Genomic DNA, 25,279 nt, shown 5'->3' on the forward strand with positions numbered 1-25,279 from the left:
AGGATTTGATCAGGTCACTTCATGAATAAGCCAGCCGTTGTTCTTTTGGGTTTCGTTGTCGCCGTTGGCGTCGTCAGTGCAGGCGGTGCCTGGTACACCGGTAAGCAGCTGGAGCCCGTGCTGCAAACGGCGGTGCAGGACGCCAACAAGGAACTGCAACGTTCCATGGCCGGCGTCGACGGCACTGTTGCCCTGGAGCTGGTGTCCTTGGACCGTGGCCTGTTCAGCAGCACCGCGCACTATCGCCTCAAGGGCCAGGGCTCGTTCTTCGGCGAGCAGAACCCGAACCCCGAGCTGCTGATTGTCGACCATATCGAACACGGCCCGCTGCCGTTCTCGCGCCTGGTATCGCTGAAATGGCTGCCGGTCATGGCGACCAGTCACTACGCGCTGGAAAAGAACGCCACCACTGAGAAATGGTTCGCCGCCGCCAAAGACGTGTCACCGCTCAAAGGCGTGGCCAATATCGGCTACAGCCGTTCGGTGAGCGGTAATCTGGAACTGCTGCCGCTGGAGTTCAAGGACGAGACGGCTTCGGTGAATTTCTCTGGCCTCAACCTGGATTTCGACAGCACCGCCGAGGGCAAGAAGGTCAAGGTCGACGGCTACATGAACAGCCTCAAACTGGCTGTGGTCGATGCCAATGGCGCACCCTTCGACGCTGAATTCGCCGGCCTGACCGTGGCCAGCAACCTGGAGAAATCCACCTTCGGCTTCTACACCGGGCAGAACACGATAGAGCTGACCGACACCAAGCTCACCTTCGGCCCACAGAAAGCCGTGATGACCCTCAAGGGCTTCGAGCAGAAAGACACCAGCGAAGTCAAAGACAACAACATGTCTGGCCGCGTCGACTACAAGATCGACGAGATCGGCTATCAGGGCAAACCCGTGGGCTCTGCCGCCATGGCCCTGAGCGTGAAGAACATCGATGTGCCCTCTGGCCTGCTGCTGACCAAGCTGTATCAGGACAAGATGCAGCCGGTGCAAGCTGCTGCCGCCGCCGGCCAACCGGTGCCGGAGCTGCAACTGACTGAAGCCGAGCAGGCCCTGGCTGAAGCCAACGTCGGCCAGTTGCTGGCCGCCAAGCCACACGTGGCGCTGGAAAACCTGTCGCTGAAAACCACCCACGGTGAAAGCAAGTTCAACCTGGTGCTGGACCTGGCCAAGCCGACCTCCATGGAATTGCCGCCGGTTGAGTTGGGCAAGCAAATGGTCGCGCTGCTGGACGCCAACCTGACCCTGTCCAAGCCAATGATCGCCGACGTTGCCGCCCTGCAAGCGCAGGTTGGCGGTGTGACCGATCCTAAAGCCATCGAGCAGCAATCCCAGATGGCCAGCGAAATGGTCAGCGGCATGGCCGTTGGCACACAACTGGCGACCCTGGTGGGCAGCGACGTGGTTTCCAAGCTGCATTACGCTAACAATGAAGTGACCTTCAACGGCCAGAAAATGACGGTCGAGCAGTTCATTGGTTTCGTTATGTCAAAAGTCGGTGCGGTCGGCGGCGCACAGTAAAAACTGGGTCATCGCCCAGAAATAAATAATGGGGGAGTGGGGTTGCCCGCGATAAGGGTCAAACGGTCGGCACTCGTGCTGATGGGTTACCCGTTATCGCAGGCAAGTCTGCTCCCCCATTCATTTTCAGATTCACAGGGCAATTCTGAACAATTGTTATGCATTGTCCTTTTTCGTACCTGCGTCGGGGATAGTTCATACAGGAAAGCTAGGTCGGGTCACGAGACGCCGACACCCTGATGCAAATCGCTCAGGACCACCCATCGTTACAGCTTTCCGTGTGTAAGGAAGCTCACGATATGCTGCGAAATCTCCCACTCAGTGCCTCAGGCCGGTTACGGCTGCTCATCGGGGTAACCTTGTGCAGCCAGTTGCTGATGCCCACCTTTGCCATGGCCGACCCGGCCTACGACGCCCTGATCATCCAGGCGCGCAACGGCAACTTCACACCCGCCCTGATTCAACTGCGCCAATTGCCTGCCGAGCGCCAGACGCCAGGCCAGATCAGCGACCACGTGGTGATCGCTGGCTGGGCCGGCCAGGATGCCGAAGTGCTGAAGGTGTACGAGGCACAGGGTCAGAATCGCAACTTGACCGCCCAGGCGCTGGCCACGGTTGCGCGAACCTATCGCAACCAGAAGCAGTGGGCGCAGGCCGAGGCGGTCTATCGCAAAGCGCTGTTGCGTGAACCGAACAATGTCGACCTGCAACTGGGCCTGGCCCTTACCCAGGCTGACGGCGGCAAAACCAGCGAAGCCGTGCAACGCACCCGCGCGCTGGTAGCCGCCAAGCCCGATGACCCCAACCGGCGCATGGCCCTGGGCTACGCGCTGACCCGCGCCGATTTGAACTACGACGCGCTGTTTGAATTCGACCAGGCCTTTATCCGCGCCGGGGACAAACCTGAAGTCGCCCGCGAATACATCGTCGCCCTGCAAAAGGCTCGCCTGCCGGAAGCCGCCTTGCGTCTGTCGGCCAAGCGCCCGGGCCTGATCGATGCAGTCACGCAGCGCCGCCTCGAGGGCGACCTGGCCGCCGAGCGCGTGCGTATGGCCGAGTTCGCCACGCGTACCGAGAAAGAACGCTTTGTGATCGCCGACCGCGCACTTGAGGCCTACGACAAACTGCTCGCGCGCTGGACCCCCGACGCCAGCGCCAAGGGCGACGTGGTGGTCTGGCGCATCGACCGCCTCGGCGCGCTCAAGGCGCGGGCGCGCACCGCTGAGGTGATTCGTGAGTACGAAACGCTCAAGGCCGAAGGTGTGCAACTGCCGACCTATGCCGTGCGCTGGGTCGCTGCCGCCTACCTCGACCAGCGCTTGCCGGAAAAGGCCGCACCGCTGTATCGCCAGGCGTTGACAGCTGCGGATGCCGACCCCGGTGATCACGTTAAAGACAGTTCTGCCTTGTTCTACGCCTTGTTGGAAAACGACCAGGTGGCAGAGGCACGCGTTGTTGCCGATAAATTGGCCAGCACCGAGAAACCTCGGGTTGAACTCAAGGGCCTGCCCATCGGCAACCCTAACGACGAGTGGATGGACGCCCAACAATTGGCCGCCCAAGCCGGTACCTATGGCGATGACCTGAACGCCAGCGAAGCAAACCTGGAGGCTTTGGGAAATAAAGCCCCAGGCAGCATCGGTGTGCGTTTGGCGCAGGCGGAGATGTACCGTGCCCGTGAGTGGCCAAGACGCGCTGAAGATTCACTCAAGGAAACTGAAAACCAGAGCCCGCGTGACATCGGCGTGGAAATGTCCCAAGGCTTCACGGCGCTGGACCTGCAGGAGTGGCGCCAACTCGACCTGCTCACCGACGACGTCGTCGCCCGTGCCCCGGAAAACCGCCAGGTACAGCGCCTCAATCGCCTGCGCAATGTGCACGACATGGCCGAAGTCCGCGTCGAGGCCTACACCGGTAAAAGCTACGGTGGCAGCAATAACGAGGAGGCCGGCGCGATAACGGGTAGCCGTGACTGGGGCATTGAAAGCGTGGTCTACACGCCGCCCATCGACGAAGACTGGCGCCTGTTCGCCGGTGTGGGCTACGGCACCGCCGACTTTACCGAAGGTACCGGCCATCACCGTTGGCAGCGCGTGGGTGTGGAGCGGCGTACCCGTGACATGACCCTTGAAGCCGAGGTGTCCAACCACTCCTACGGCTTTGGCTCCAAACAAGGCGCGCGCGTATCGATTGCCCGCGACATCAACGACCACTGGCAATACGGCGGCAGCCTCGACTACCTCTCGGCGACCACTCCGTTGCGCGCCCTGAATACCGATGTCACGGCCAACGGCGGCAGCGGTTTTATCCGCTGGCGTGCCAACGAAAGCCGCGAGTGGAAACTGGCCGTGAGCCCGTCGCATTTCAGCGATGGCAACGACCGCATCGAAGCCTTGCTCACTGGCCGCGAGGGCATTTACAGCTCACCCAAGGTGCAAGTGGAGTTGGGCCTGGAAGTCAGTGCCAGCCGCAATAGCAAGGAAGACACGCTGTACTTCAACCCGAAGTCGGATTTCGGCGTGATGCCCACCGTCAACGTCAACCATGTGCTTTATCACCGCTACGAGACCCAGTGGAGTCAGCAGTTCCAGATCGGTGCGGGTACTTATCGCCAACAGGATTACTCCGCCGGCGGTGTCGGTTTGATCGGTTACGGCCAGCGTATTCGCTGGAACGACGTACTGGAAGCCGGCGCCAACCTGAGCCTGGTCAGCCGAACGTATGACGGCGATCGCGAACGCGATCTGCGCCTGCTCGTCGACCTCACTTACCGTTTCTAGAAGAGCCTGATCATGACCCTCCTCAGCCGTTGTTTGTTGGTCCTGGGCGTATTGCTGGCCAGCGCCTGCGCCCAGCAACCCGCGCCATTCACGCCACCCGCCGAGCGCCCGATACTGGCCAATGAAGCGCCGTGGCCGAAAAACCATTTCCTGGGCATCGCCTACCACGACGTCAATGATACCGACCCCGACCAGGCGGTGGTGGCGGTGCGCACCGAGCGTTTGATCGAGCAGTTGGCTTGGCTGCGGGAGAACGGCTACCAGGCGGTCAGCGTGGATCAGGTCCTTGCCGCTCGCCGGGGTGGGCCGCCACTGCCAACCAAAGCCGTGATGCTCAGTTTCGACGATGGCTATTCCAGCTTCTACACCCGCGTGATGCCGATTTTGCGTGCCTATAACTGGCCGGCATTGCTCGCGCCGGTAGGCAGCTGGATCGATACGCCGTTGAACCAGCCGGTGGACTTCGCCGGTACGCCACGGCCACGGGGCGACTTCCTGACCTGGCAGCAGATTCGGGAAGTGTCCCGCTCCGGCCTGGTGGAAATCGCTGCCCATACCGACGCCAATCACAAGGGCATCCTGGCCAACCCCCAGGGAAACCTGGAGCCTGCCGCCACGACGCGGCGCTTTGATCCGGCGACCAATCGCTATGAAACCGAAGCGCAGTTCCAGGCGCGGATGCGGGCTGACGTGGCCGCGATATCAGACAAGATTCGTGCAGTCACCGGCAAGGCGCCCCGGGTGTGGGTATGGCCGTATGGCGCAGCCGACGGCACCTCGCTCGCGGTCGTAGGTGAGCACGGTTATGAGATGGCGCTGACCCTGGACGACGGTCTCGACGACTCGAACAAGTTGATGAACAGCCCGCGCTTTCTGGTGGACTCCGATCCAGACGGCGAGCACTTTGCCAGCAGTATCGTCTCGGTGCAGGCCAAGGCCCCGCTGCGCGTCCTGCATGTGGACCTGGACCACGTCTACGACCCCGACCCTGTGCAACAGGCGCGCAACCTCGATGTGCTGGTACAGCGTGTGGTGGATATGGGCTCCGTGACCGTATTCCTGCAAGCCTACGCCGACCCCAAGGGTGACGGCCTGGTGCATTCGCTGTACTTCCCCAACCGCCACCTGCCGATGCGTGCCGATCTATTCAACCGTGTCGCCTGGCAGTTGCACACCCGTGCCCGCGCCAGCGTGTTTGCCTGGATGCCGGTACTGAGTTTCGCCCTCGACTCCAAATTGCCGCGCGTGACGCGTTGGGACCCGGAAACCGGCAAGGTGAGCATCGATCCGGATCAATACCAGCGCCTGTCACCGTTCGATCCGAAGGTGCGGCAGATGATCGGCGAGATCTACCAGGACCTGGCGAGCACCGGCAACAGTGCTGTCGACGGCGTGCTGTACCACGATGATGCGCTGCTCAGCGACTTTGAAGACGCCAGCCCCGCAGCGCTAAAGGTGTACGCCGCCAACGGCCTGCCAAACACCATCGCCGCCCTGCGCGCCGACCCGGCAGTGATGCAACGCTGGACCCGCTTCAAGAGCCGCTACCTGATCGACTTCACCAACGAATTGACCGCCAAGTTCCGCGCCATCCGTGGTCCGCAGGTGTTGACCGCGCGCAATATCTTCGCCGAGCCGATGCTCAACCCCGGCAGCGAAGCCTGGTTTGCGCAAAACCTCGATGATTTCCTCCAGACCTACGACTGGACGGCGCCTATGGCCATGCCGCTGATGGAAGGCCAGACCTTGAAGAACTCCAACGCCTGGTTGGAAAAACTGGTGGCCACGGTCAAGGCTCGCCCCGGTGCGCTCGACCGGACCGTATTCGAACTGCAAGCCAAAGACTGGCGCACCAAGGCCGCGCCGGATATCAGCGCCACGCAGTTGGCTGAATGGATGGGCGTACTCAAGCGCCAGGGTGTCACGAGTTTTGGTTATTACCCGGACAACTTCCTGGAAAACTCCCCGGACCTGAAGACTGTGCGTCCGGCCCTTTCCAACCAATGGAACCCTTGACCATGTTCGACAGAATCCTGGCTTTATTCGTGCTGGCATTGGTATTGGGTGTGCCCCTGGGCCTGATCTTCCTGGTCACCGGGCAGTTCCTGATGGACTTTGTGTTTTTCTACCCGCTGTTCATGTCAGGGTTGTGGATTGCAGGCGGTTTGTATTTCTGGCTGCACTGGGAGCGCCACTGGCCCTGGCAAGAGGACACGCCGGCCCCAACGTTGGCCGGCGACCCGCTGATCTCGATCATCATCCCTTGCTACAACGAAGGGGAGAACGTCGCCGACACCATGGAGGCCGCGCTGGCCCAGGTGTACCCGAACATTGAAGTGATCGCCGTCAACGACGGTTCCTCGGATAACACCGCAGCGGTACTGGATGCCCTGGCCTTGCAGCATCCACGCTTGCGCGTGCTGCACCTGGCGCAGAACCAGGGCAAGGCGGTGGCCTTGCGCATGGGCGCCGTTGCCGCGCGCAGCGAATACCTGGTGTGCATTGACGGTGATGCGCTGTTGGATAAAAACGCGGCCGCCTACCTGGTCGCGCCGATGCTCGACAACCCGCGCCTGGGCGCCGTGACCGGCAACCCACGCATCCGCACACGCTCGACCCTGATCGGCCGCGTGCAGGTCGGCGAGTTCTCTTCGATCATCGGCTTGATCAAGCGCACGCAGCGGGTAATCGGTCGGATCTTCACGGTGTCCGGTGTAGTGGTGGCGTTCCGTAAAAAGGCGCTGGACCGCATCGACTACTGGAGCACCGACATGATCACCGAAGACATCGATGTCAGTTGGAAGCTGCAACTCGATCACTGGAGCATCTTCTACGAGCCCCGTGCCCTGTGCTGGATCCTCATGCCCGAAACCGTCGGTGGCCTGTGGAAACAGCGTCTGCGCTGGGCCCAGGGCGGCGCCGAAGTGCTGTTCAAGAATATCCGCGGCATTTGGCAATGGCGTCACCGCTACCTGTGGCCACTGCTGTTCGAATACTGCCTGTCCACCGGCTGGGCCTTCACCTTTTTGCTGTCGGTGATCTTCTGGGGCGTGGGCAAATTCATCCCGCTGCCACAAGCGATTGCTGTCGAGTCGTTGATGCCGCCGGCGTTTACCGGGTTGGTGTTGGCGATGGTGTGCCTGCTGCAGTTTGCGGTGAGCATCCTGATTGACCGCCGCTACGAGAAAGACCTGTGGAAAACCCTGTTCTGGACAGTGTGGTACCCGATGGTGTTCTGGCTGGTCAGCCTGTTTACCACCCTGGTCAGTTTTCCAAAAGTGCTGTTCAACCAGCATCAGAAGCGTGCGCGCTGGGTCAGCCCGGACCGTGGTATCAAACCGCTCGAAAATGAGGAGGCGTGATCATGAAACTGGTCAGAACCCGCCAACGCTCCGTGATGTGGGTCATCGATGTACTGTTGACCCTGATGGCCTGGGCCGGCTTGATCTGGTTGTTGGCACGAGGGATTACCTCGATGCTGGAGACCCATGGCGGCCCTCGATTCGAGGCGCCGATTTTCGCCGCGCTCAATACCCTGCAGATCTACCTGTGGATCGCCCTGTTCAACGCCGTCATCCTGATCAGTTGGGCGCGCTACCAACAACGCCGAGGTCGCAAGTTCGCCCAGCGCCGGGCCGAGGCCAAGGCGCTTACTGACAAAAACCTGAGCGAGAGCTTCAGCCTCGGCGAAGGTGACCTTGAGCAACTGCGTCGGCCTGGGGTGTTGGTGATCCATAACGACGAGGAAGGCGGTGTTGCGGAGGTGAAATCCCATGTCTCCCGTGATGTAGAAAAACCGGGGTTGACCCTGGTGCCAGGCAAGGATCAGAACAAAGACGCCAGCTAAGAAGAACGCTGGAAAATCGTTCCCATGCAACGTGGGAACGATTTTGGTAAATACCGATAAGTGGGATCCAATTCACAAAACCTCCGCGAACTTTTCTGACTTTTTCGGTACTAACTTATCTCGGAAAGAACTTGATGGCCAACTAGTGGCAATTATTAAGTTCTCCGACGAAATCGTCATCAATACAGCTGCCGCTTGTCGGAATATAACTTCCAGTAATAAGCCGTATGTCTGTTTGATAGTTTTTAATTGTTAATAATCAATGAGTTGCGCGAACAGCTTGAATAATTATTCAACTTGCTCTGTTCTTTGAGTAAGCGGAAGTTCGATGTTAGTTTGCCGCCCTTGATTTTCGATGGATCGAACATGTCTTTGTTAACGCCACGGACTCGGTATCTGCTATGCACTTTCCTGCTCGCTTATTTGAGCTTGAACAGCGCCATGGCCGCCCCTACGCCAGGGGATCAAGACCTGATCCGCGACCGCCAGAATCGCCTTCTCGAAGAGCAGCGCCGACGCCTGGAAGAACTCCAGGACCTGCCCGGCAAAGACACCAAGCCCCAGGCCCCCGCACTGCCGGCGGATACCCGCTGCTTTCCCATCCAGGACATCGAACTCAAGGGCGCCGACAGCCTGTCCGGCGGCGACCGCACACTGCTGCTCAAACCCTATGTCGGCCAATGCCTGGGGGTGGCGCAGCTCAATGAACTGCTCAAAGTCATCACCGACTACTACATCGCCAAAGGCTGGGTCACCAGCCGTGCCTACTTGCCGCAACAAGACCTCTCCAGCGGTCATCTCCAGGTGCTGGTGGTGGAAGGCAAACTCGAAGGGCTGAAGGGCGCACAGGGCAGCAGCGTGACCGACCGCGAGCTGGCCATGGCGTTTCCCGGCAAGGTCGGCGAAGCACTCAACCTGCGCGAAGTCGAGCAGCTGGTGGACCAGCTCAGCCGCTTGCCGTCCAAGCAGGCGCAGATGGAATTGACCCCTGGCAGCCAAGTAGGCGGCAGTGAAGTGCTGGTCAAGAACGTGCCGCAAAAGCCCTGGCGCGCCAGCCTGTCGCGTAACAACGACGGCCAGAAAAGCACCGGCGAACAGCAGTGGGGCGCGGGACTTGAATGGGACAGCCCGTTGGGCCTGGCCGATCAACTGATCCTGCGCGGCGGCCACGACGCCATCAGCGACCATCAGAAAACCTCGAAAAGCAGCATGCTCTACTACAACCTGCCGTGGGGCTGGTGGAACTTCAGTTACACCTACAGCGAAAGCGAATACCGCACCTTCTTCATGCTGGATGACCTCAAACTCAAGCAGAACGGCGACAGCCAGAACCATCAGCTGCGTGCCGAACGCGTTATTCATCGCGACGATGTGAGCAAGACCTCGGTCAACGTCGGCCTGTCGCACCTGCGCACCAACAACTACCTGCTTGACTCGCGCCTGTCGACCAGCAGCAACCGCCTCAGCGAATTTCAAGTCGGCCTCACCCATGGCCGACGTATCGGCAATGCCTTCGTCAACCTGGACGTCGGCATGCAAAACGGCATTGGCGCCTTCGACGCGCAAAGCAATCAACAAGAGCGGGATGCCAACGGCAACCTCACGGCGACCCCGCGCTATCGCAAGTACACCGCCACGGTCAGCTACCTGCAGCCCTTCACGCTGTGGGGCGAGTCGCTGAGTTTTTCCAGCCTCGCCACCGGGCAGCGCAGTGAAGACGTGCTGTACCCGGCGCAACGCATGAGCCTGGGTGGTTCGTACTCGGTGCGCGGCTTCAAGGACCAGCAACTGAACGGCGACAGCGGCGGTTACTGGCGTAACGAAGTGCGCTGGGCGCGCCCGGTCACCCTCGACTGGATGCGCCCGGCCTTTGCCGAGTACGGCGCCAGCGTCGGTTATGACCAGGGCGTGATTCGCAACGATCGCTACAACGATGACGAGCATGGTCGCGTGTCGAGTAACTCCCTGGAGCTGTTCGCCCGCGGTAAAAACGTCAGCACCAGCGTGACCTTTGCCCATTCCCTTGAGCGACCTGGCGTGGTGACCGAGCGCGAAGCGCCGATCTATTTCCGCCTGGATTTTTTCCTGTAATCAACACCGCTGCCTTGAGATTTTGAATATGGACGCTCGCCCTGCTACCGCCCTGAAAAGCCTGACCCAACGCGGCCTGGCACTGATCCTGGCCAACGCGCTGTTCTGGCAGCCGCTGCTGGCCCAGGCCGACGGCATTGCGGTCAGCGGCCCGGGCACTACGGTTGGCCAGGCAGGGAATGGCGTGCCGGTGGTGAACATCGCCACACCCAATGGCAGCGGCCTGTCCCATAACCAGTTCAAGGACTATAACGTCGGCCCCAATGGCGTGATTCTCAACAATGCCACGGGCGCGGTGCAGAGCACCCAACTGGGCGGGATCATCGTCGGCAACCCCAACCTCAAGGGTGGCGCGGCGAACGTCATCCTCAACGAAGTCAACGGTGGCAGCCCCAGCCAGTTGCGTGGCTACACCGAAGTGGCGGGCCAGTCGGCCAAGGTCATCGTGGCCAACCCCTACGGTGTCAGCTGCAACGGCTGCGGGTTTATCAACACGCCCAACGTCACCCTGACCACCGGCAAACCCGTCATCGATAAAGTCGGCCGCCTGGATCACTACCAGGTCGATGGAGGTGCGGTGACCATCGACGGCCAGGGCTTGAACGCCAGCAACGTCGACCGTTTCGAGATCATCACCCGCACCGCCAAGATCAATGCAAAGATCAACGCACGCCAGCTCACCGTGATTGCCGGGCGCAACGATGTCGACGCGCAAAGCCTGAAAACCACCGTGCGCGCCGATGACGGCAGCGCGAAACCGGAACTGGCGATTGACTCCTCGGCCCTGGGCGGCATGTACGCCGGCGCCATCAAGCTGGTGGGCACTGAAGCCGGCGTTGGCGTGAAGCTCGACGGTACGTTGGCCGCCAGTGGCGGCGATATTCAGCTCGACGCCAACGGCCACTTGAGCATGGCCCAGGCGGCCGCCAGCGGCGCGGTGGATATCAAGGCCGCGAGCCTGGAGACCAAGGGCGCGGTCTATGCGGGCACCCGCCTCAAGGCGCAGACCAAGGGCACGCTGAAAAACAGCAAGACTCTCGCCGCTCGCGACAGCATCACCCTGGCCAGTAACGGCCAACTGACCAACACCGGCATCATTGAAGCCGGGGTCAACGCCGACAACACCCGCAATGCCGTTGGCGACGTCACGTTCGACAGCCAGAACATCAGCAACACTGGCACGGTGATCGCCAATCGCACCCTCACCGCCACTGCCGCGCAAAACCTGGATAACCAGGGCGGTACGATGAGCGCCAGGCAGGCGCTGGACGTCACCGCCGATAGCGTCGACAACCGCAACAAGGGCCAGTTGCTCAGCGACGGCACACAAACCCTCAACGTCAATGGCCTGCTGGACAACAGCCAGGGCGGCATCATCGACAGCACGGGCGCGTTTACCCTGCATGGCAACCGCCTCGACAACAGCGCCGGCAACCTCACCGGTGGCGGTGCGATCACCCTGGATCTGCTCGGCGACCTGATCAACCGCAACGGCAAGCTGGCGAGTGTCGGGCCGTTGCTGGTGCAACGCGCTGCCCACATCGACAACCAGGGCGGCAAGCTCGCCAGCCAGGGCCTGCTGACGCTGTTCGCCAACAGCATCGATAACCAGAACAAAGGCACCCTCGCCGCCAACGGCGGGGTGGCAATCACCACGACGGGCCTGCTGCAAAACGGCGCCGACGGCTTGATCCACAGCGAGCAGGGCGGCCTGAACATCACCGCCGGTACCCTCGATAACAACGGTGGGCGCATCGCCGCCAAAGCCGGTAACGCAGTGGTTGACGCGATCAACTTCAATAACGGCAACGGCACACTGTTCGCCGGCAGCGGTGTGAGTCTTACCGGGGTCAATGTCGACAACGGCGGCGAGATCGCCGGCAACCGGATCGACGTCAACCTGCGCGGTATCCTGACCAACCGCAGCTTGATCGAAAGCGCCACGACCCTCGATGTCGCGAGCGCCGGCCTGAACAACAGCGGCCAGATGCGCGCCCTGGGCAACACAGGTAAAACCCGCTACGCCATCGGCGGCCTGTTGAATAACAGCGGCAGCCTGGAAACCGCCAACGACCAGTTGAGCCTCGCTGCAAACACCTTCCAGAACACCGGCGGCAAGGTGTTGCACGTGGGCACCGGCGTGCTCGACCTGAGCGGCATCAGCCTGGATGACGTGGGCGGCAGCCTGGTCACCAACGGCGACCTGACCCTCGACAAAACCGATTGGACCAACAGCACGGCGATCCAGGCCGGGCGCCTGACCGTCAACGTCGACAACCTGAACCAGACCGCCACCGGCCAATTGCTCGGCACTCGCAGCCTGGCCGGCAAAGGCCTGGACTGGACCGTCGGCGGCACCGTCGCCAGCCAAGGCAACCTCGACCTGTCCGTAGACAACCTGCTCAATGACCACGGTTTGATCTTCAGCGGCGGCGACATGAACCTGCGCACCGACCGCCTGAAAAACCTCGGCGCCACGATTTACGCCATGGGCAACCTGCGCGTCGATCGCGACGGGCAAGGCGCGGCGGCCACCAGCATCATCAACAGTTCGGGGACGATCGAAAGCGAGCGCAACCTGATCCTGGCCGCCAGCACGATCGATAACATCCGTACCGTGCTGACCACCCAATCGGGCATCTACAGCGCTTCGATCACACCCACTGCCTGTATCTTTGGCGTGACCGGTGGCGACTGCGACGGCGGCAAGCAGAACCGACCGTTCCAGATCACCGTGCGTGATCACTTTATCGTCAGCGACGCGACCGCAAGTTCCAGCATCACCTCCGGCGGCGACATGCTGCTGAGCGGCGGCGACCTGCTCAACAGCAGCAGTAGCATTGCCGCCGGCGGCGCCATGACCGTGCGCGTCAATCAACTGAGCAACGTCGGCCTTGTGACTCACGACACCCAATACGACCGGGTCTTTACCTCCGAACGTGAGCGCAAGCCGGGTGGTTGGTACCGCGAAGCGGCCTCCTTCACCCAGCGCTATGCGGCGGGCCAGAACATGGACGGTGTCGAAGCCGGCCTGGCTTCGTTCATCGGCAAGATGCAAGACGAAAAGACCGCCCTGAGCAAAACCACCCAACTGATGGCGCCCGACCAAAGCTACGCCGCCGTGATCCAGGCCGGTGGCGCCGTGGACGTGAAGGCCCAGGACGGTATCGATAACCGTGTCGTGAACCGTGGCTACACCTACGTCGGCAGCGGTGCCAACACCCATGCACCCGGCTACTCGACCGAGGTCAAACTCAACTCGCAATTGCCGCCGGACCTCACCCAGCAACAGGTCAACCCACTGAGCCTGCCGGGCTTCGACCTGCCCACCGGGCAGAACAGCCTGTTCCACCTCAACGATGGCAAAGGCGCCAACGGCCTGCCCACCAGCCAGTTCGCGACCAGCCCGCACAAATACCTGATCGAAACCAACCCGCTGTTTACCGACATGCGTCAGTTCCTGGGCTCGGACTACATGCTGACCCGGCTCGGCTACGACCCCGAGACGGCACAACGTCGACTGGGCGATGGTTTCTACGAGCAGCGCCTGATCCAGCAAGCCGTTCTCGCCCGTACCGGCCAGCGTTTCATCGACGGCCAGACCAGCGACGCCGACCTGTTCAAGCACCTGATGGACAACGCCATCAGCAGCAAAACTGCGCTCAACCTGTCAGTGGGCGTCAGCCTCACCGCCGAACAAGTCGCGGCCCTGACCCACGACATCGTGTGGCTGGAAAACACCACCGTCGCCGGCCAACAAGTGCTGGTGCCGGTGCTGTACCTGGCCCAGGCAAACAACCGCCTGGCGCCCAATGGCGCGCTGATTTCCGGCAGTGACGTGAGCCTGATCACTGGCCGCAACCTCAATAACGCCGGCACCCTGCGCGCCACCGGCAGCCTGCTGGCGAACGTCGGCGGCGACCTCGCCAACAGCGGTTTGATGCAAGCGGGCGGCCGTCTCGATGTGCTGGCCGGCAACAACATAAGCAACCGTGCGGGCGGTGTGATCAGCGCGGGCAACGTCAACCTCGCCGCCGGCGCCGACCTGCTCAACGAACGCAGCGTCACCACCCACGAAAGCGCGAGCAGCTACCGCACCGAACGCAGCGACTTCGTCGACAGCGCCGCGCGCATCGAATCGGCCAACGATCTGGCCTTGAAAGCCGGTGGCAACATCAACAACGTCGGCGGCGTGCTCAAGAGCGGCGCTGACATGGCGGTCCAGGCCAAAGGCGACGTCAACATCACCGCCTCGAAGAGCCTCGACAGCGGCGCCATCGGCACCCGTTCCAACTTCACCACCATCGCCCAGCAAGGCTCCGTGGTCGAGGCTGGCCGCGACCTGCACGTGATCGCCGGGCGCGACATCAGCGCCGTGGCCAGCCAGGTCGAGGCCAAACGCGACGTCAACCTGATTGCCACCCGCGACCTCAACGCCATCGCGGCAGCCAACGAACAGCACTCGACCTACAACTCGAAAAAGATCAAAAGCATCGAAGACCACGTGCAGCAAGTCTCCAGCGTGATCAAGGCCGGCGGCGACGCCACCCTGAGCGCCGGGCAGAACCTGCAATTGGTCGCCAGCCAGGTCAATGCCGGCAACGAAGCGTACCTGGTCTCCGGCAAAAACCTCGAGCTCAAGGCTGCTGCAAACCAGGACTACAGCTTCTACAGCAAGACCAAGAAAACTTCCCAGGGCAAGAAATTCCGCCTCGATGAAACCGACGCCGTGAACAACGTCGGCAGCCTCGTCAGCGCTGGCAAAAACAGCACCGTCGTGGCCGGTGAAAACTTGCTGCTGGCGGGCAGCTCAGTCACTGCCGAAAAAGGTGCGACGCAATTGGTCGCGGGCCAGGATGTGAGCATTCTCGCCGTCAGCAACTCAGACAGCGCCCGCCACGAACGCAAGGAAAGCAAAAGCAGCTGGGGCGGCCTCAAGTCGAGCAAAGTCCAAGACAAAGTCGACGAAAAACGCACCACCGCCCTGGGCAGCATGGTCTCCGGCGAAACCGTCACCGTCGCCGCCAAGCGCGACGCCACGGTCACCGGTTCCAACCTGGTCAGCACCGGCGACCTCGCCGTGCAAGCCGGCCGCGACCTGACCATCGACGCGGCGCAAAACACCTTCGCCCGCACCGACATGCACAAGGAGAAGAACCGCGACCTCACCGGCGTGTTGACCGGCAACAAGCTCGGTCTGGACGACATGACCGGCAACCAGAAGCTGTACATCAACAGCTCCAAACACAACGGCACAGCCAATGAAATGACCTTGACCGGCAGCACGATTGGCTCTAGCGCGGGCAACGTGTCGCTGACGGCGGGGCGTGAGTTGAAGGTGGTGGCCAGTGATTTGGTGAGCACCAAGAACATGGAGTTGAGCGGGGCGAATGTCACCGTTACTTCGGGAATGGAGACGGTCAGTCAGACCAGTCAGGACAGTTCAAAAAGTTTGGCGGTTGGGCGTGTGATCGCGGGCTCGGTGGTGGACACCGCCACCAGCATGCGCGATGCCGTCAAAGCGGCGCGCAGTGCTGATGACCCACGCCTCAAGGCAGTCAAAATTGCTCAGGCAGCCCTCGCCGCCTACAACCTCAACGGCCAGGCGTCGGACGCCAATGCACAAAGCTCCGGCTTCAAAAACAAAACTGGCGGCACGCCCGGCAACGGTTCGCTGATCAAGATCGGCACTGAACTGGCCAATAACCGCAGCAAGAACAGCAGCGAATTCAACAGCGCCACCGCCAAGCAGAGCACGCTCAACGCTGGGCAAGACTTGTCGATCGTTGCCACAGGCGCGGCGGCGGGGACTCAGGGTGATATCCAGATCACCGGCAGCCGCTTGAAAGCCGCCAACACCCTGTTGCTGGCCAAAAACGATGTGCTGATGCAAAGCGCACAAAACACCACCGACCGCAAAAACGAAGGGTCGAAAACCAAAACCGCCATCGGCGCCAGCTTCAATATTGGCGAGCAAAACGGTTTCACCCTCGACCTCGGTGCGCAGGGTGCCAAGAACAATGGCAACGGTAACTCCGTTACTCAAGTCAACAGCACCCTCGATACCGGCAGCCTGTTGTTGCAAAGCGGTGGCGATACCACCCTCAAAGGCGCCCAGGTTCGCGCGGACAGGATCAAGGCCGATATTGGCGGCAACCTCAATATCATCTCTCTCCAGGACACCGAGTCATCGCGCAGCAAACAGAACAGCGCAGGCTTCGGCGCGAGCATCTGCGTGCCGCCGTTCTGCTACGGCTCCACCGTCGCCGCCTCGGCGAACCTTGCCGCCGCCAAGATGAACAGCGACTACAAGGGCGTGACCAACCAGAGCGGCTTGTATGCGGGCACAGGCGGCTACGACATCAATGTCGGCAAAACCACCACCCTGCAAGGCGCGGTGATTGCCAGCGAAGCCAGCGCTGACAACAACCGCCTCAGCACGGATCGTCTGATCGTCAGCGATATCAAGAACAAGAGTGAGATCGAGAGCCAGTCGGCGAGCATCTCGGTCTCCACCAGCAGCGGCGGCGGCACCTCGCCGGGCGGCGCCATCCCGATAGCACTCAAGGATAAAGACCACAGTTACACCCGCAGCGCGGTCAGCGAAGGCACGATTGTGGTTCGCAATGCCGAAGGCGCCAATGACCTAGTCGGGCTGAACCGCGACACTGCCAATGCCAATCAGAAGCTCGACCGGCCTGATGAAAAGGCCATGCAGGAACGTATCGACCTGATCCAAAGCTCGGCGCAGTTGGCCAGTGGAGTGATCAGTGCGGTGGGCAAGGCGAAGGCGGACGAGGCGAAAGCACTGGCCGATAAAGCCAAAACCCAGACCGAAGCCGGTTCGCCGGACGCCGCTGGAACGGTACTCGCAGCAAATGCCGCTTATGCGGAAGCCAAGCGCTGGCAGGTTGGTGGCGACAAGAAGTTAATGGCAGACATTGCGACCGGGTTGATTGCGGCAGGGCTGGGTGGTGCACCTGTGGGAACGACGGTGGGTATTGTCGCTAACACGGCCTCCAGCGATATCTTCAATAAAATTGGCGATTACGCCCACTCACGTGCGACTGATCCGAAGGCAGATGCGGCCACTCGGGCGGCTTGGGCTGAAGGAGGCGCGGCGCGTGTGATGTTGCATGCGCTGGCGGGCGCGGCTATGGGGTTGTCCAGTGGCAGTGTGCAGAGCGGTGCGTTGGGCGCGGGGGCTTCTGCGGCCTTGATGCCGAGCATTGCGGATGCGTTGGGTAAAAATGGTATCAAGGGTGTGGATCAAGATGCGATGGCCGCATTTATCGCAGCAGGCGTCGGGACTGTAGTCGGCTCTGGCAACGGTACCTCTGGCGCTGTTGTTGCGGCGGGGAATGCGATGTCGGTAGACGTCTATAACCGAGCTGCTCATGAGGCCGAGATAGCTGCGATTAAGGCTGAGGCGCAGAAAGGCGACTTCACGGAGGCCAATCTGGATAAGGCCACGTGCTACATCATCAAGTGCTGGGCTCATTTGGATAGGGGTACGAAGGAATATCACGATGCATATCTGAGCGAGACCGATATGGTCGGTTTGAGCAAGGAGCTTGAGTGGGTAAATGCGCAAAAAGACAAAGGGCTCTTCAATTACTCAATGACCGATACCGTATTTGACTTCAGCACACGCGATGCCCTTCCGGTGACAAAGGATGCTGCCGCGATAGGGGGGGGAGCGATTAGCGTGTCGGCGGGTTACGCATTATGTGTCTCGCTAGTCGGGTGCGGCTTCGGCATTCCGATGGGGACCTTCGGGCTCGGCAACGTGTCAGAAGGTATTACGGGAGTTTATAATCATTTCAACAATAGCCGGGGTGGCTATAACCCCGTAAAAGAAGTATTTAATGAGATTCCTGGCGGTTATGGACCTGTTATTTATAGTGGTGCAGATTTAGCATTGTCATTGGGCTCTGGCTTCGTTAAGGTTCCTCTTAAAATGGGCTTGGCGGACGGACTTAATAAGCCTAACTCGATGTTCGGAGTTACCGTGCATAGTTTTGATAATAATAAGTTTGTTTTTGGAAAAGCAGTACCCTATGGCTCAGCACTGACACTGTATCTGAAGTCTGTTGCTGATAAAGGGTATACTTTTTATGAGGGGGTTTCGCATGAGAAAAAATAAATGGATAGATGGGTTTTTTTTATCCATCTCCCTTTTTTTTATGATATTGGCTATTAGCTTGGTACTTGCAATGCTCATCGCGGCTGTGATTACTCTTGTCTTGGGTACGGACTCTCCGTGGGTTTACAACTGGATCGGATTTCCTCTTACATTTTTATTTTCCGCGTATTGGATCGTCACGAGATGGAAGTATGTCAAGTCTTATATATCTGGTAATGGGGGATGGTAGTACACGGTATTACTGAGATAAAGGAAACGGATTTGTTCAGTGGTAATCGGGGTCAGGCAACGTTTTTTGTGTGAGTGTGAGTGAGTGGAGCTTGCTTGGCAATATTGCGTTCTTTAAAAATTGAGTTTTTATTTTTATCTGTGTGAAATGCTTCAAATAAGGCGGTTATGAAAATAACCGCCCATTTTTATTTATGAATTTTGTGAATTCAACTTCCGCCCAATCACATCGAGCAAATCACACCCATCTCTCAGCGGAATTGCCAACAACAGTGCAAAGTCGTGCAGCACAATCGCATCACTGCTGATCTCCTCCCGAAACGCAAGGTTCTCCAAAAACTGAGTCACCGCACGAATGCGGTACGTGGCGGCGTCATAGAGAACATCAAGGGGCGCTTGCGTGTCGATCAGCAGCGCCGGGATAGCTGAATCGTGGCCTGTCAGGGGCATGTATCTATTCATTTTTGGACTCTCTACTTAAGTGATGAATGCCATCACTCAAACGTCGCCAAACGAATGGGTGACAGCTGTACGCAGGTTGGCGAACCGGCAGTAGAGAAAACCGGCAGACCCGAAGGTCTCCCGCGCACAGCCGTCATAAGACGACTTTGCAGGCGCGCAAGTGGCTGCAAAAAAGCTCCCAGCTTGCGCATTCTCTACCGTCAGGTCGCCAAACCTGAATCGCCATGTGGGCGACCGGCGGACTATAAGTCCTCAGCGTAAAAACGCGCAAGGCATCAAAAAGCCAACACGTCATTCTGCAAGCCGGCTGCGACCTGCACGTGATCGCCACCCTCAACGCCATCGCGGCAGCCAACGAACAGCACTCGACCTACAACTCGAAAAAGATCAAAAGCATCGAAGACCACGTGCAGCAAGTCTCCAGCGTGATCAAGGCCGGCGGCGACGCCACCCTGAGCGCCGGGCAGAACCTGCAATTGGTCGCCAGCCAGGTCAATGCCGGCAACGAAGCGTACCTGGTCTCCGGCAAAAACCTCGAGCTCAAGGCTGCTGCAAACCAGGACTACAGCTTCTACAGCAAGACCAAGAAAACTTCCCAGGGCAAGAAATTCCGCCTCGATGAAACCGACGCCGTGAACAACGTCGGCAGCCTCGTCAGCGCTGGCAAAAACAGCACCGTCGTGGCCGGTGAAAACTTGCTGCTGGCGGGCAGCTCAGTCACTGCCGAAAAAGGTGCGACGCAATTGGTCGCGGGCCAGGATGTGAGCATTCTCGCCGTCAGCAACTCAGACAGCGCCCGCCACGAACGCAAGGAAAGCAAAAGCAGCTGGGGCGGCCTCAAGTCGAGCAAAGTCCAAGACAAAGTCGACGAAAAACGCACCACCGCCCTGGGCAGCATGGTCTCCGGCGAAACCGTCACCGTCGCCGCCAAGCGCGACGCCACGGTCACCGGTTCCAACCTGGTCAGCACCGGCGACCTCGCCGTGCAAGCCGGCCGCGACCTGACCATCGACGCGGCGCAAAACACCTTCGCCCGCACCGACATGCACAAGGAGAAGAACCGCGACCTCACCGGCGTGTTGACCGGCAACAAGCTCGGTCTGGACGACATGACCGGCAACCAGAAGCTGTACATCAACAGCTCCAAACACAACGGCACAGCCAATGAAATGACCTTGACCGGCAGCACGATTGGCTCTAGCGCGGGCAACGTGTCGCTGACGGCGGGGCGTGAGTTGAAGGTGGTGGCCAGTGATTTGGTGAGCACCAAGAACATGGAGTTGAGCGGGGCGAATGTCACCGTTACTTCGGGAATGGAGACGGCCAGTCAGACGAGTAAGGACAGTTCCAGGAGTTTGGCGGTTGGGCGTGTAGTGGGTGGCATGATCGTCGACACCGCCACCAGCATGCGCGATGCAGCCAAGGCGTCGCGTAGTGCCGACGACCCACGGCTGAAGGCAGTGAAGATCGCCCAGGCTGCGCTGGCGGCCTACAACCTCAATAATCAGATGGGCGACCTTGCTAATAAAATCAACGGCAATGACGACACCGGCGGTGGTTCCTCCGGTTCTATGATCAAGATTGGCACCGAACTGGCCAACACCCGCACCAAAAGCAGCAACGAGTATGCCGCGCAGACCGCTCACCAGAGCAGCCTGAACGCCGGCGGGAAACTGTCGATCATCGCGGCGGGCGATGCGCCGGGTACCGCAGGGGATCTGTTGATCACCGGCAGTTCATTGAAAGCGGGCAACACCCTGCTGTCGGCGAAAAACAACATCCTGCTGCAAAGCGCGCAGAACACCACCGACCGCAAAAATGACGGCTCGCGCAATCGAACCGCCATCGGCGTCAGCTTCAACATCGGCGAGCAAACCGGTTTCACCCTCGACCTCGGCGCGCAAATCGCCAAAAACCTGGGTTCGGGGAGCTCCGTCACCCAGGTCAATACCACCCTGGACACCGGCTCGCTGGTACTGCGCAGCGGCCAGGACACCACGCTGGCCGGGGCCCAGGTGCGTGCTGATCGCATTGATGCCGACATCGGCGGCAACCTCAACATCCTGTCGCGCCAGGACTCCGAAACGTCCAAGAGCAAGCAGAACAGCGCCGGTTTTGGCGCGAGCATTTGCATTCCTCCGTTCTGCCTAGGCTCCACCGTTTCTGCGTCCGCGAACCTGGCGGCGTCGAAAATGAACAGCGACTACCAGGCGGTGACCGACCAGAGCGGCTTCTTTGCCGGTAAAGACGGCTACGACATCAATGTCGGCAAGACCACCACCTTGCAAGGCGCGGTGATTGCCAGTGAAGCCAGCGCTGACAAGAACCGCCTCAGCACGGATCGCTTGCTGGTCAGCGATATCAAGAACAAGAGCGATATCAAGAGCCAGTCGGCGGGCGTGAGCGTCTCCGGTTCTTACGGTGGAGGGGTGGGAACACTCAAGCCAGGTCCCTTGTATGGCATGGCACTAAACGACTCGGATCACAGCTACACGCGCAGTGCGGTAAGCGAAGGCACGATCATAGTGCGCAACCCTGCGGGCGCTAGCGATCTCGTCGGTTTGAACCGTGACACGGCCAACGCCAACCAACGCCTCGACAAGCCCGATGAAAAGGCGATGCAAGAGCGCATGGACCTGGTCAAAAGCTCGATGGAGCTGACCAAGGGCATTGGCGACGCGATTGCCGAGGCCAGAATCAAGGCAGCAAACGACCCCAACAGCGACGTCAGCAAAGCCACGCGGCAGAAGCTGATTGATGACGGTGTCGCTAACCCGACACCGGAGCAAATCAGCTTTCGTGCCCAACAGGATTACGGCGTCGGCAGCAGCTTCCAGAAAGCCAGCCAGGCGGTGACGGCTGTGGTGCAAGCGGCCATGGGCGGTAGCGTCGGGGGCGCGTTGGCGGGAGCGGCGGCGCCGTATCTGGCAGAAACAATCAGGGACAGGACCAAGGGCGACCCCACAGCCAATCTGATGGCCCATGCGGTACTGGGTGCTGTGCTCGCCAAGGCTGGCGGTAACTCAGCACTTGCTGGCGCAGCCGGTGCTGTTGCGGCGGAGGAAACCGCGCGTCTGATCAAGGAAAGCCTGTATGGCGATGTCAGTAATGAAAAACTGTCCGAAGGGCAAAAGCAGACAATCTCCAGCCTCGCAACCTTGGCAGGTGGTCTTTCCGGGTCGCTTACCGGCAAGGGCGCGCTGGATGCGGTCGCAGCGGCACAAGTCGGTAAGAACGCGGTTGAAAATAACCTTTTGAGTCCAGCCAACGAGTCTTTGCTTCAAAAGGCCCGCGACTCGTTCAAGCGCAACAAGTACACCCTCGAGGACGCAAAGACGCTTATCGCGCTCGATCAGCGAGATCAGATTTCAAATGCCCTGGTTGAGCGCCTGCGCCGCAACCCAGACTCGATGTCGGCTGCCGATAAAGTCGCAGCACAGGCCTACCTCGCGGATTACGAAAACGCACTCGTTGCGGCGTATGGTCAGGGTGAGGCTGATCGTCGCATCTACGCGCTGATGCGGCCCGGTCCTCTGCGGCAAAGCAACGATGTGGCATACGCGGCTGGCAGTTCCAATAAAGACGCTTCGCTGGAACGGCTCTATCCCGGCGACTTGTTGGCGCAGATGAACCGCTCTCCTAGCGAAAACGAACAGCTTTACCGCGAAGCGCAAAAGACATTGCGCATCGGACAGAACTACGAAGGAGAAGCTGCAATCGGTACGCCGGCTTTGTATGTGCTGGGCGGGGGCATGGGCTTGGCGATACGGTTGGTGACGGCTGAAAGTGGCATATTGCAGGCTACTTATGGTGGGGTGCAGACCTACAAGGGTGATTCGGGCGACGGCGCCCAAAACATTTTCCTTGGGCTTTTGAACGCTTCGGCTGCTGGGTTGCCGAGCGTGTTTAAGGGGCAGTCGGTTGCAGGCTCTGCTAAAGGTGCGGTTGCTAAAAACGAGGGAATGTTTTGGGGGCAGGCGGACTCGGAGATGGGTATTCCGATTGAAAGGAATGTTCTACCAGGCGGTCCAGATTTTGCCAAAGGAGTGAAAACGCCGGCAGGTTCGGTAGAAAGTCAAGCGACGCCTAATTTTCTAAATCAATTCCCAGATCATCCAACAGCTGTTCCAACACTTATCGCAGATACAAAGTTGACTAAAGGTATAGGAACATATAACTATGTTGTTCTTGAAGATGGTAACTTAGTAATCGGGCGAAAGTTTAATGAGGTAGGTGGAGGTCAAATTGACCTTGCGAATAGTAAACCCGTTATTGCAGCTGGCGAGGTGAAAATTGTGCGCGGGGAAGTTAAATATATAGATAACACTTCTGGGCATTATGAACCTTCCGGTCGCGCTGCACAGATCGCAGCAGAAAATGCGTTCTCTCAAAAAGGACTTGATGTGACTGGTAAATACATAGAGAAAGTCTGGGTGCCAGATCCTGGTAATCCAAGAAAAGGTGCTTGGGTGCCAAAATGAATGACATTATTGAACAGTTTGATATTCTTTGTGATGTAGCTATGGCCGCTTTTAGTGAAGAGCTGGAAATTTCCTATGAGATGTCATTGTTAAATATTTTAGAATTTGTAAAAAAACATCCGGACTATAGAGAGTGGTTTATAGATAGATTTAAACTGATTTTAACATCTAGGAACTCGCCATTTGAAGCTGTGGCATTTTGCATGCGTGAGTTGCAGTGGCCTGAAATAAAAGAATTTGTAATTTCAAAAATGAACCCTTCAGAAGATCCTCGTAGTGAGGCCCTTCGAAGTCTATTGACCGCATATGATGAGTTTTGGCCGGATTCGGATCTTTATAGTTATTATAGTATGAGTTAGTTTGTGTAAAGATAAAGGAGGATTGTTTAAGTTTTTCGTTTGGCGGTAAGCTATTAAATAAATCTTTCCCCTGTAATGTGGGGTGCATGTGGGAAGGTGGGTCAGGTGTATGGAATCATTACGCAGGGATAAAGGGGGCGGATTTATTTAAATGTGACGCTGATCGGTAGGCTATTAATAAATCTGTCCCCTTTAATTCTGATACCTTTGCAGGCAGTGTTGAAGGCCTACGACAATATGCCAAAAGTACCATGTCCGGATTTTGTTTCAGGAGAAAAATAGGGTGGGAATTAATGATGGAGTTTACAACCGCCTATACGCCAGTCACTGGAAAATAGGGGTCAGACCACGATTACTGCTAAAACGTATATTGGTGGTCTGACCCCTATTTTCCCAGCCAAAACGTTCACATTGGGTGGGAATCGGGGTCAGACCACGTTTTCAGCGAAATCCATACAAGGGTTTAACTTTTTTGTGATGTTTAATTAATGTATCTAACGGTTTTCGCTATTTATAAAAATTATGCTCTTTAAAAATTTGATTTATTTTTTGAAATCATTATCTTCCTTTATTTTTGTTGCAGACGACTAAGCTGATCTCTTTCAGAAATCAGGGGTTTGTTATGGCTCGTCGTCCTCGGTTGTTGGTACCAGGTCTTCCGCTGCACATCATACAGCGCGGAAATAATCGTTCGGTTTGCTTCTATTCAGAAGATGATTATATTTTTTATATCCACCTCTTAAAGCTCTTGTCGGAAACGCATGGCTGCAAAATTCACGCGTGGTGTCTCATGACGAATCACGTGCATTTGTTACTGACTCCAACTACCGCTCTAAGTGCTTGTTCGTTAATGAAAGGACTTGGTCAGCGTTATGTCCAAAATATAAATCGTACTTATCAACGAACGGGAACTCTGTGGGAAGGTCGTTATCGTTCTTGTTTGGTGCAACACGAAAGCTATTTGATGGCCTGTTATCGTTACATAGAAATGAATCCCGTCAGAGCGGGAATGGTGGATCATCCCGCTGAGTATCGTTGGACGAGCTACCGAGCAAATGCAGAGCTGGAAACTTCAGCACTTACAACGCCTCATGATTGTTATAAAGAATTGGGTAGTAATGTCGATCAGAGGGCTGAGGCGTATCGTCGTCTTTTCAAGGATGAGCTTCAGCAGGAAGTAATCGACCAAATCAGAGATGCTACAAATGGAAATTACGTATTCGGAACGGGAAAGTTTGCGTCGCAGATAGCACAAGCTTTGGGTAAGCGAACCGTTAGAGGATTCGCTGGCCGACCAAAGAGATGACTTTCAAATGTCAATTGTGTTCTGACCCCTATTTCCCCGTTCTTTGGTTTTTTAATGTTCG

At 58.4% G+C, this 25,279-nt stretch carries 10 protein-coding genes and 1 pseudogene; 10 read left to right on the forward strand and 1 reads right to left on the reverse strand.

Annotated elements, in window-relative coordinates:
* The first annotated feature begins 21 nt into the window (after positions 1 to 21).
* From HU722_RS01760 to HU722_RS01790, 7 genes are all read left to right on the forward strand, one after another.
* On the forward strand, positions 22 to 1,518 hold the full coding sequence (locus HU722_RS01760; protein ID WP_065872811.1) for a YdgA family protein: 1,497 nt from the start codon (positions 22 to 24) through the stop codon (positions 1,516 to 1,518).
* A gap of 299 nt (positions 1,519 to 1,817) precedes the next feature.
* Entirely contained in the window at positions 1,818 to 4,298 is a 2,481-nt protein-coding gene (pgaA, locus tag HU722_RS01765; protein ID WP_065889333.1) for a poly-beta-1,6 N-acetyl-D-glucosamine export porin PgaA, read from the forward strand.
* Positions 4,299 to 4,310: 12 nt separating this feature from the next.
* A complete protein-coding gene (pgaB, locus tag HU722_RS01770) occupies positions 4,311 to 6,314 on the forward strand; it encodes a poly-beta-1,6-N-acetyl-D-glucosamine N-deacetylase PgaB (protein WP_065872809.1) in 2,004 nt (667 codons plus the stop codon).
* A gap of 2 nt (positions 6,315 to 6,316) precedes the next feature.
* Positions 6,317 to 7,660, forward strand: coding sequence for a poly-beta-1,6-N-acetyl-D-glucosamine synthase (gene pgaC / locus HU722_RS01775; protein ID WP_065872808.1), 1,344 nt, complete (start codon positions 6,317 to 6,319; stop codon positions 7,658 to 7,660).
* A gap of 2 nt (positions 7,661 to 7,662) precedes the next feature.
* On the forward strand, positions 7,663 to 8,145 hold the full coding sequence (gene pgaD / locus HU722_RS01780; RefSeq protein WP_065872807.1) for a poly-beta-1,6-N-acetyl-D-glucosamine biosynthesis protein PgaD: 483 nt from the start codon (positions 7,663 to 7,665) through the stop codon (positions 8,143 to 8,145).
* Positions 8,146 to 8,511: 366 nt separating this feature from the next.
* Positions 8,512 to 10,236, forward strand: coding sequence for a ShlB/FhaC/HecB family hemolysin secretion/activation protein (locus HU722_RS01785; RefSeq protein WP_065945765.1), 1,725 nt, complete (start codon positions 8,512 to 8,514; stop codon positions 10,234 to 10,236).
* Positions 10,237 to 10,264: 28 nt separating this feature from the next.
* Positions 10,265 to 18,382 carry a two-partner secretion domain-containing protein gene (locus HU722_RS01790; protein ID WP_225930669.1) on the forward strand — a complete coding sequence of 2,706 codons (8,118 nt, stop codon included), beginning with the start codon at positions 10,265 to 10,267 and terminating at the stop codon, positions 18,380 to 18,382.
* A gap of 420 nt (positions 18,383 to 18,802) precedes the next feature.
* Here the strand turns inward: HU722_RS01790 and HU722_RS01795 are convergent, their stop codons facing one another.
* Positions 18,803 to 19,060: a hypothetical protein gene (locus tag HU722_RS01795; protein WP_065872837.1), complete on the reverse strand. Its 258-nt coding sequence runs from the start codon at positions 19,058 to 19,060 to the stop codon at positions 18,803 to 18,805.
* Positions 19,061 to 19,392: 332 nt separating this feature from the next.
* On the opposite strand from HU722_RS01795, the pseudogene HU722_RS01800 reads away from it, so the two are divergent.
* The 3 genes and pseudogenes from HU722_RS01800 to HU722_RS01810 form a co-directional block, all read left to right on the forward strand.
* Positions 19,393 to 23,553 (forward strand): annotated as a pseudogene (locus tag HU722_RS01800) (hemagglutinin repeat-containing protein); the annotation flags it as partial.
* The gene (locus tag HU722_RS01805; RefSeq protein WP_083207087.1) at positions 23,550 to 23,912 is read left to right on the forward strand and encodes a hypothetical protein; all 363 of its coding nucleotides are present in this window, start codon (positions 23,550 to 23,552) and stop codon (positions 23,910 to 23,912) included. The pseudogene HU722_RS01800 and the gene HU722_RS01805, both read left to right, overlap by 4 nt.
* A 622-nt stretch (positions 23,913 to 24,534) precedes the next feature.
* On the forward strand, positions 24,535 to 25,218 hold the full coding sequence (locus tag HU722_RS01810; protein ID WP_083213948.1) for a transposase: 684 nt from the start codon (positions 24,535 to 24,537) through the stop codon (positions 25,216 to 25,218).
* Positions 25,219 to 25,279: the final 61 nt, after the last annotated feature.

It is taken from the genome of Pseudomonas tritici, assembly GCF_014268275.3.
GTDB lineage: Bacteria > Pseudomonadota > Gammaproteobacteria > Pseudomonadales > Pseudomonadaceae > Aquipseudomonas > Aquipseudomonas tritici.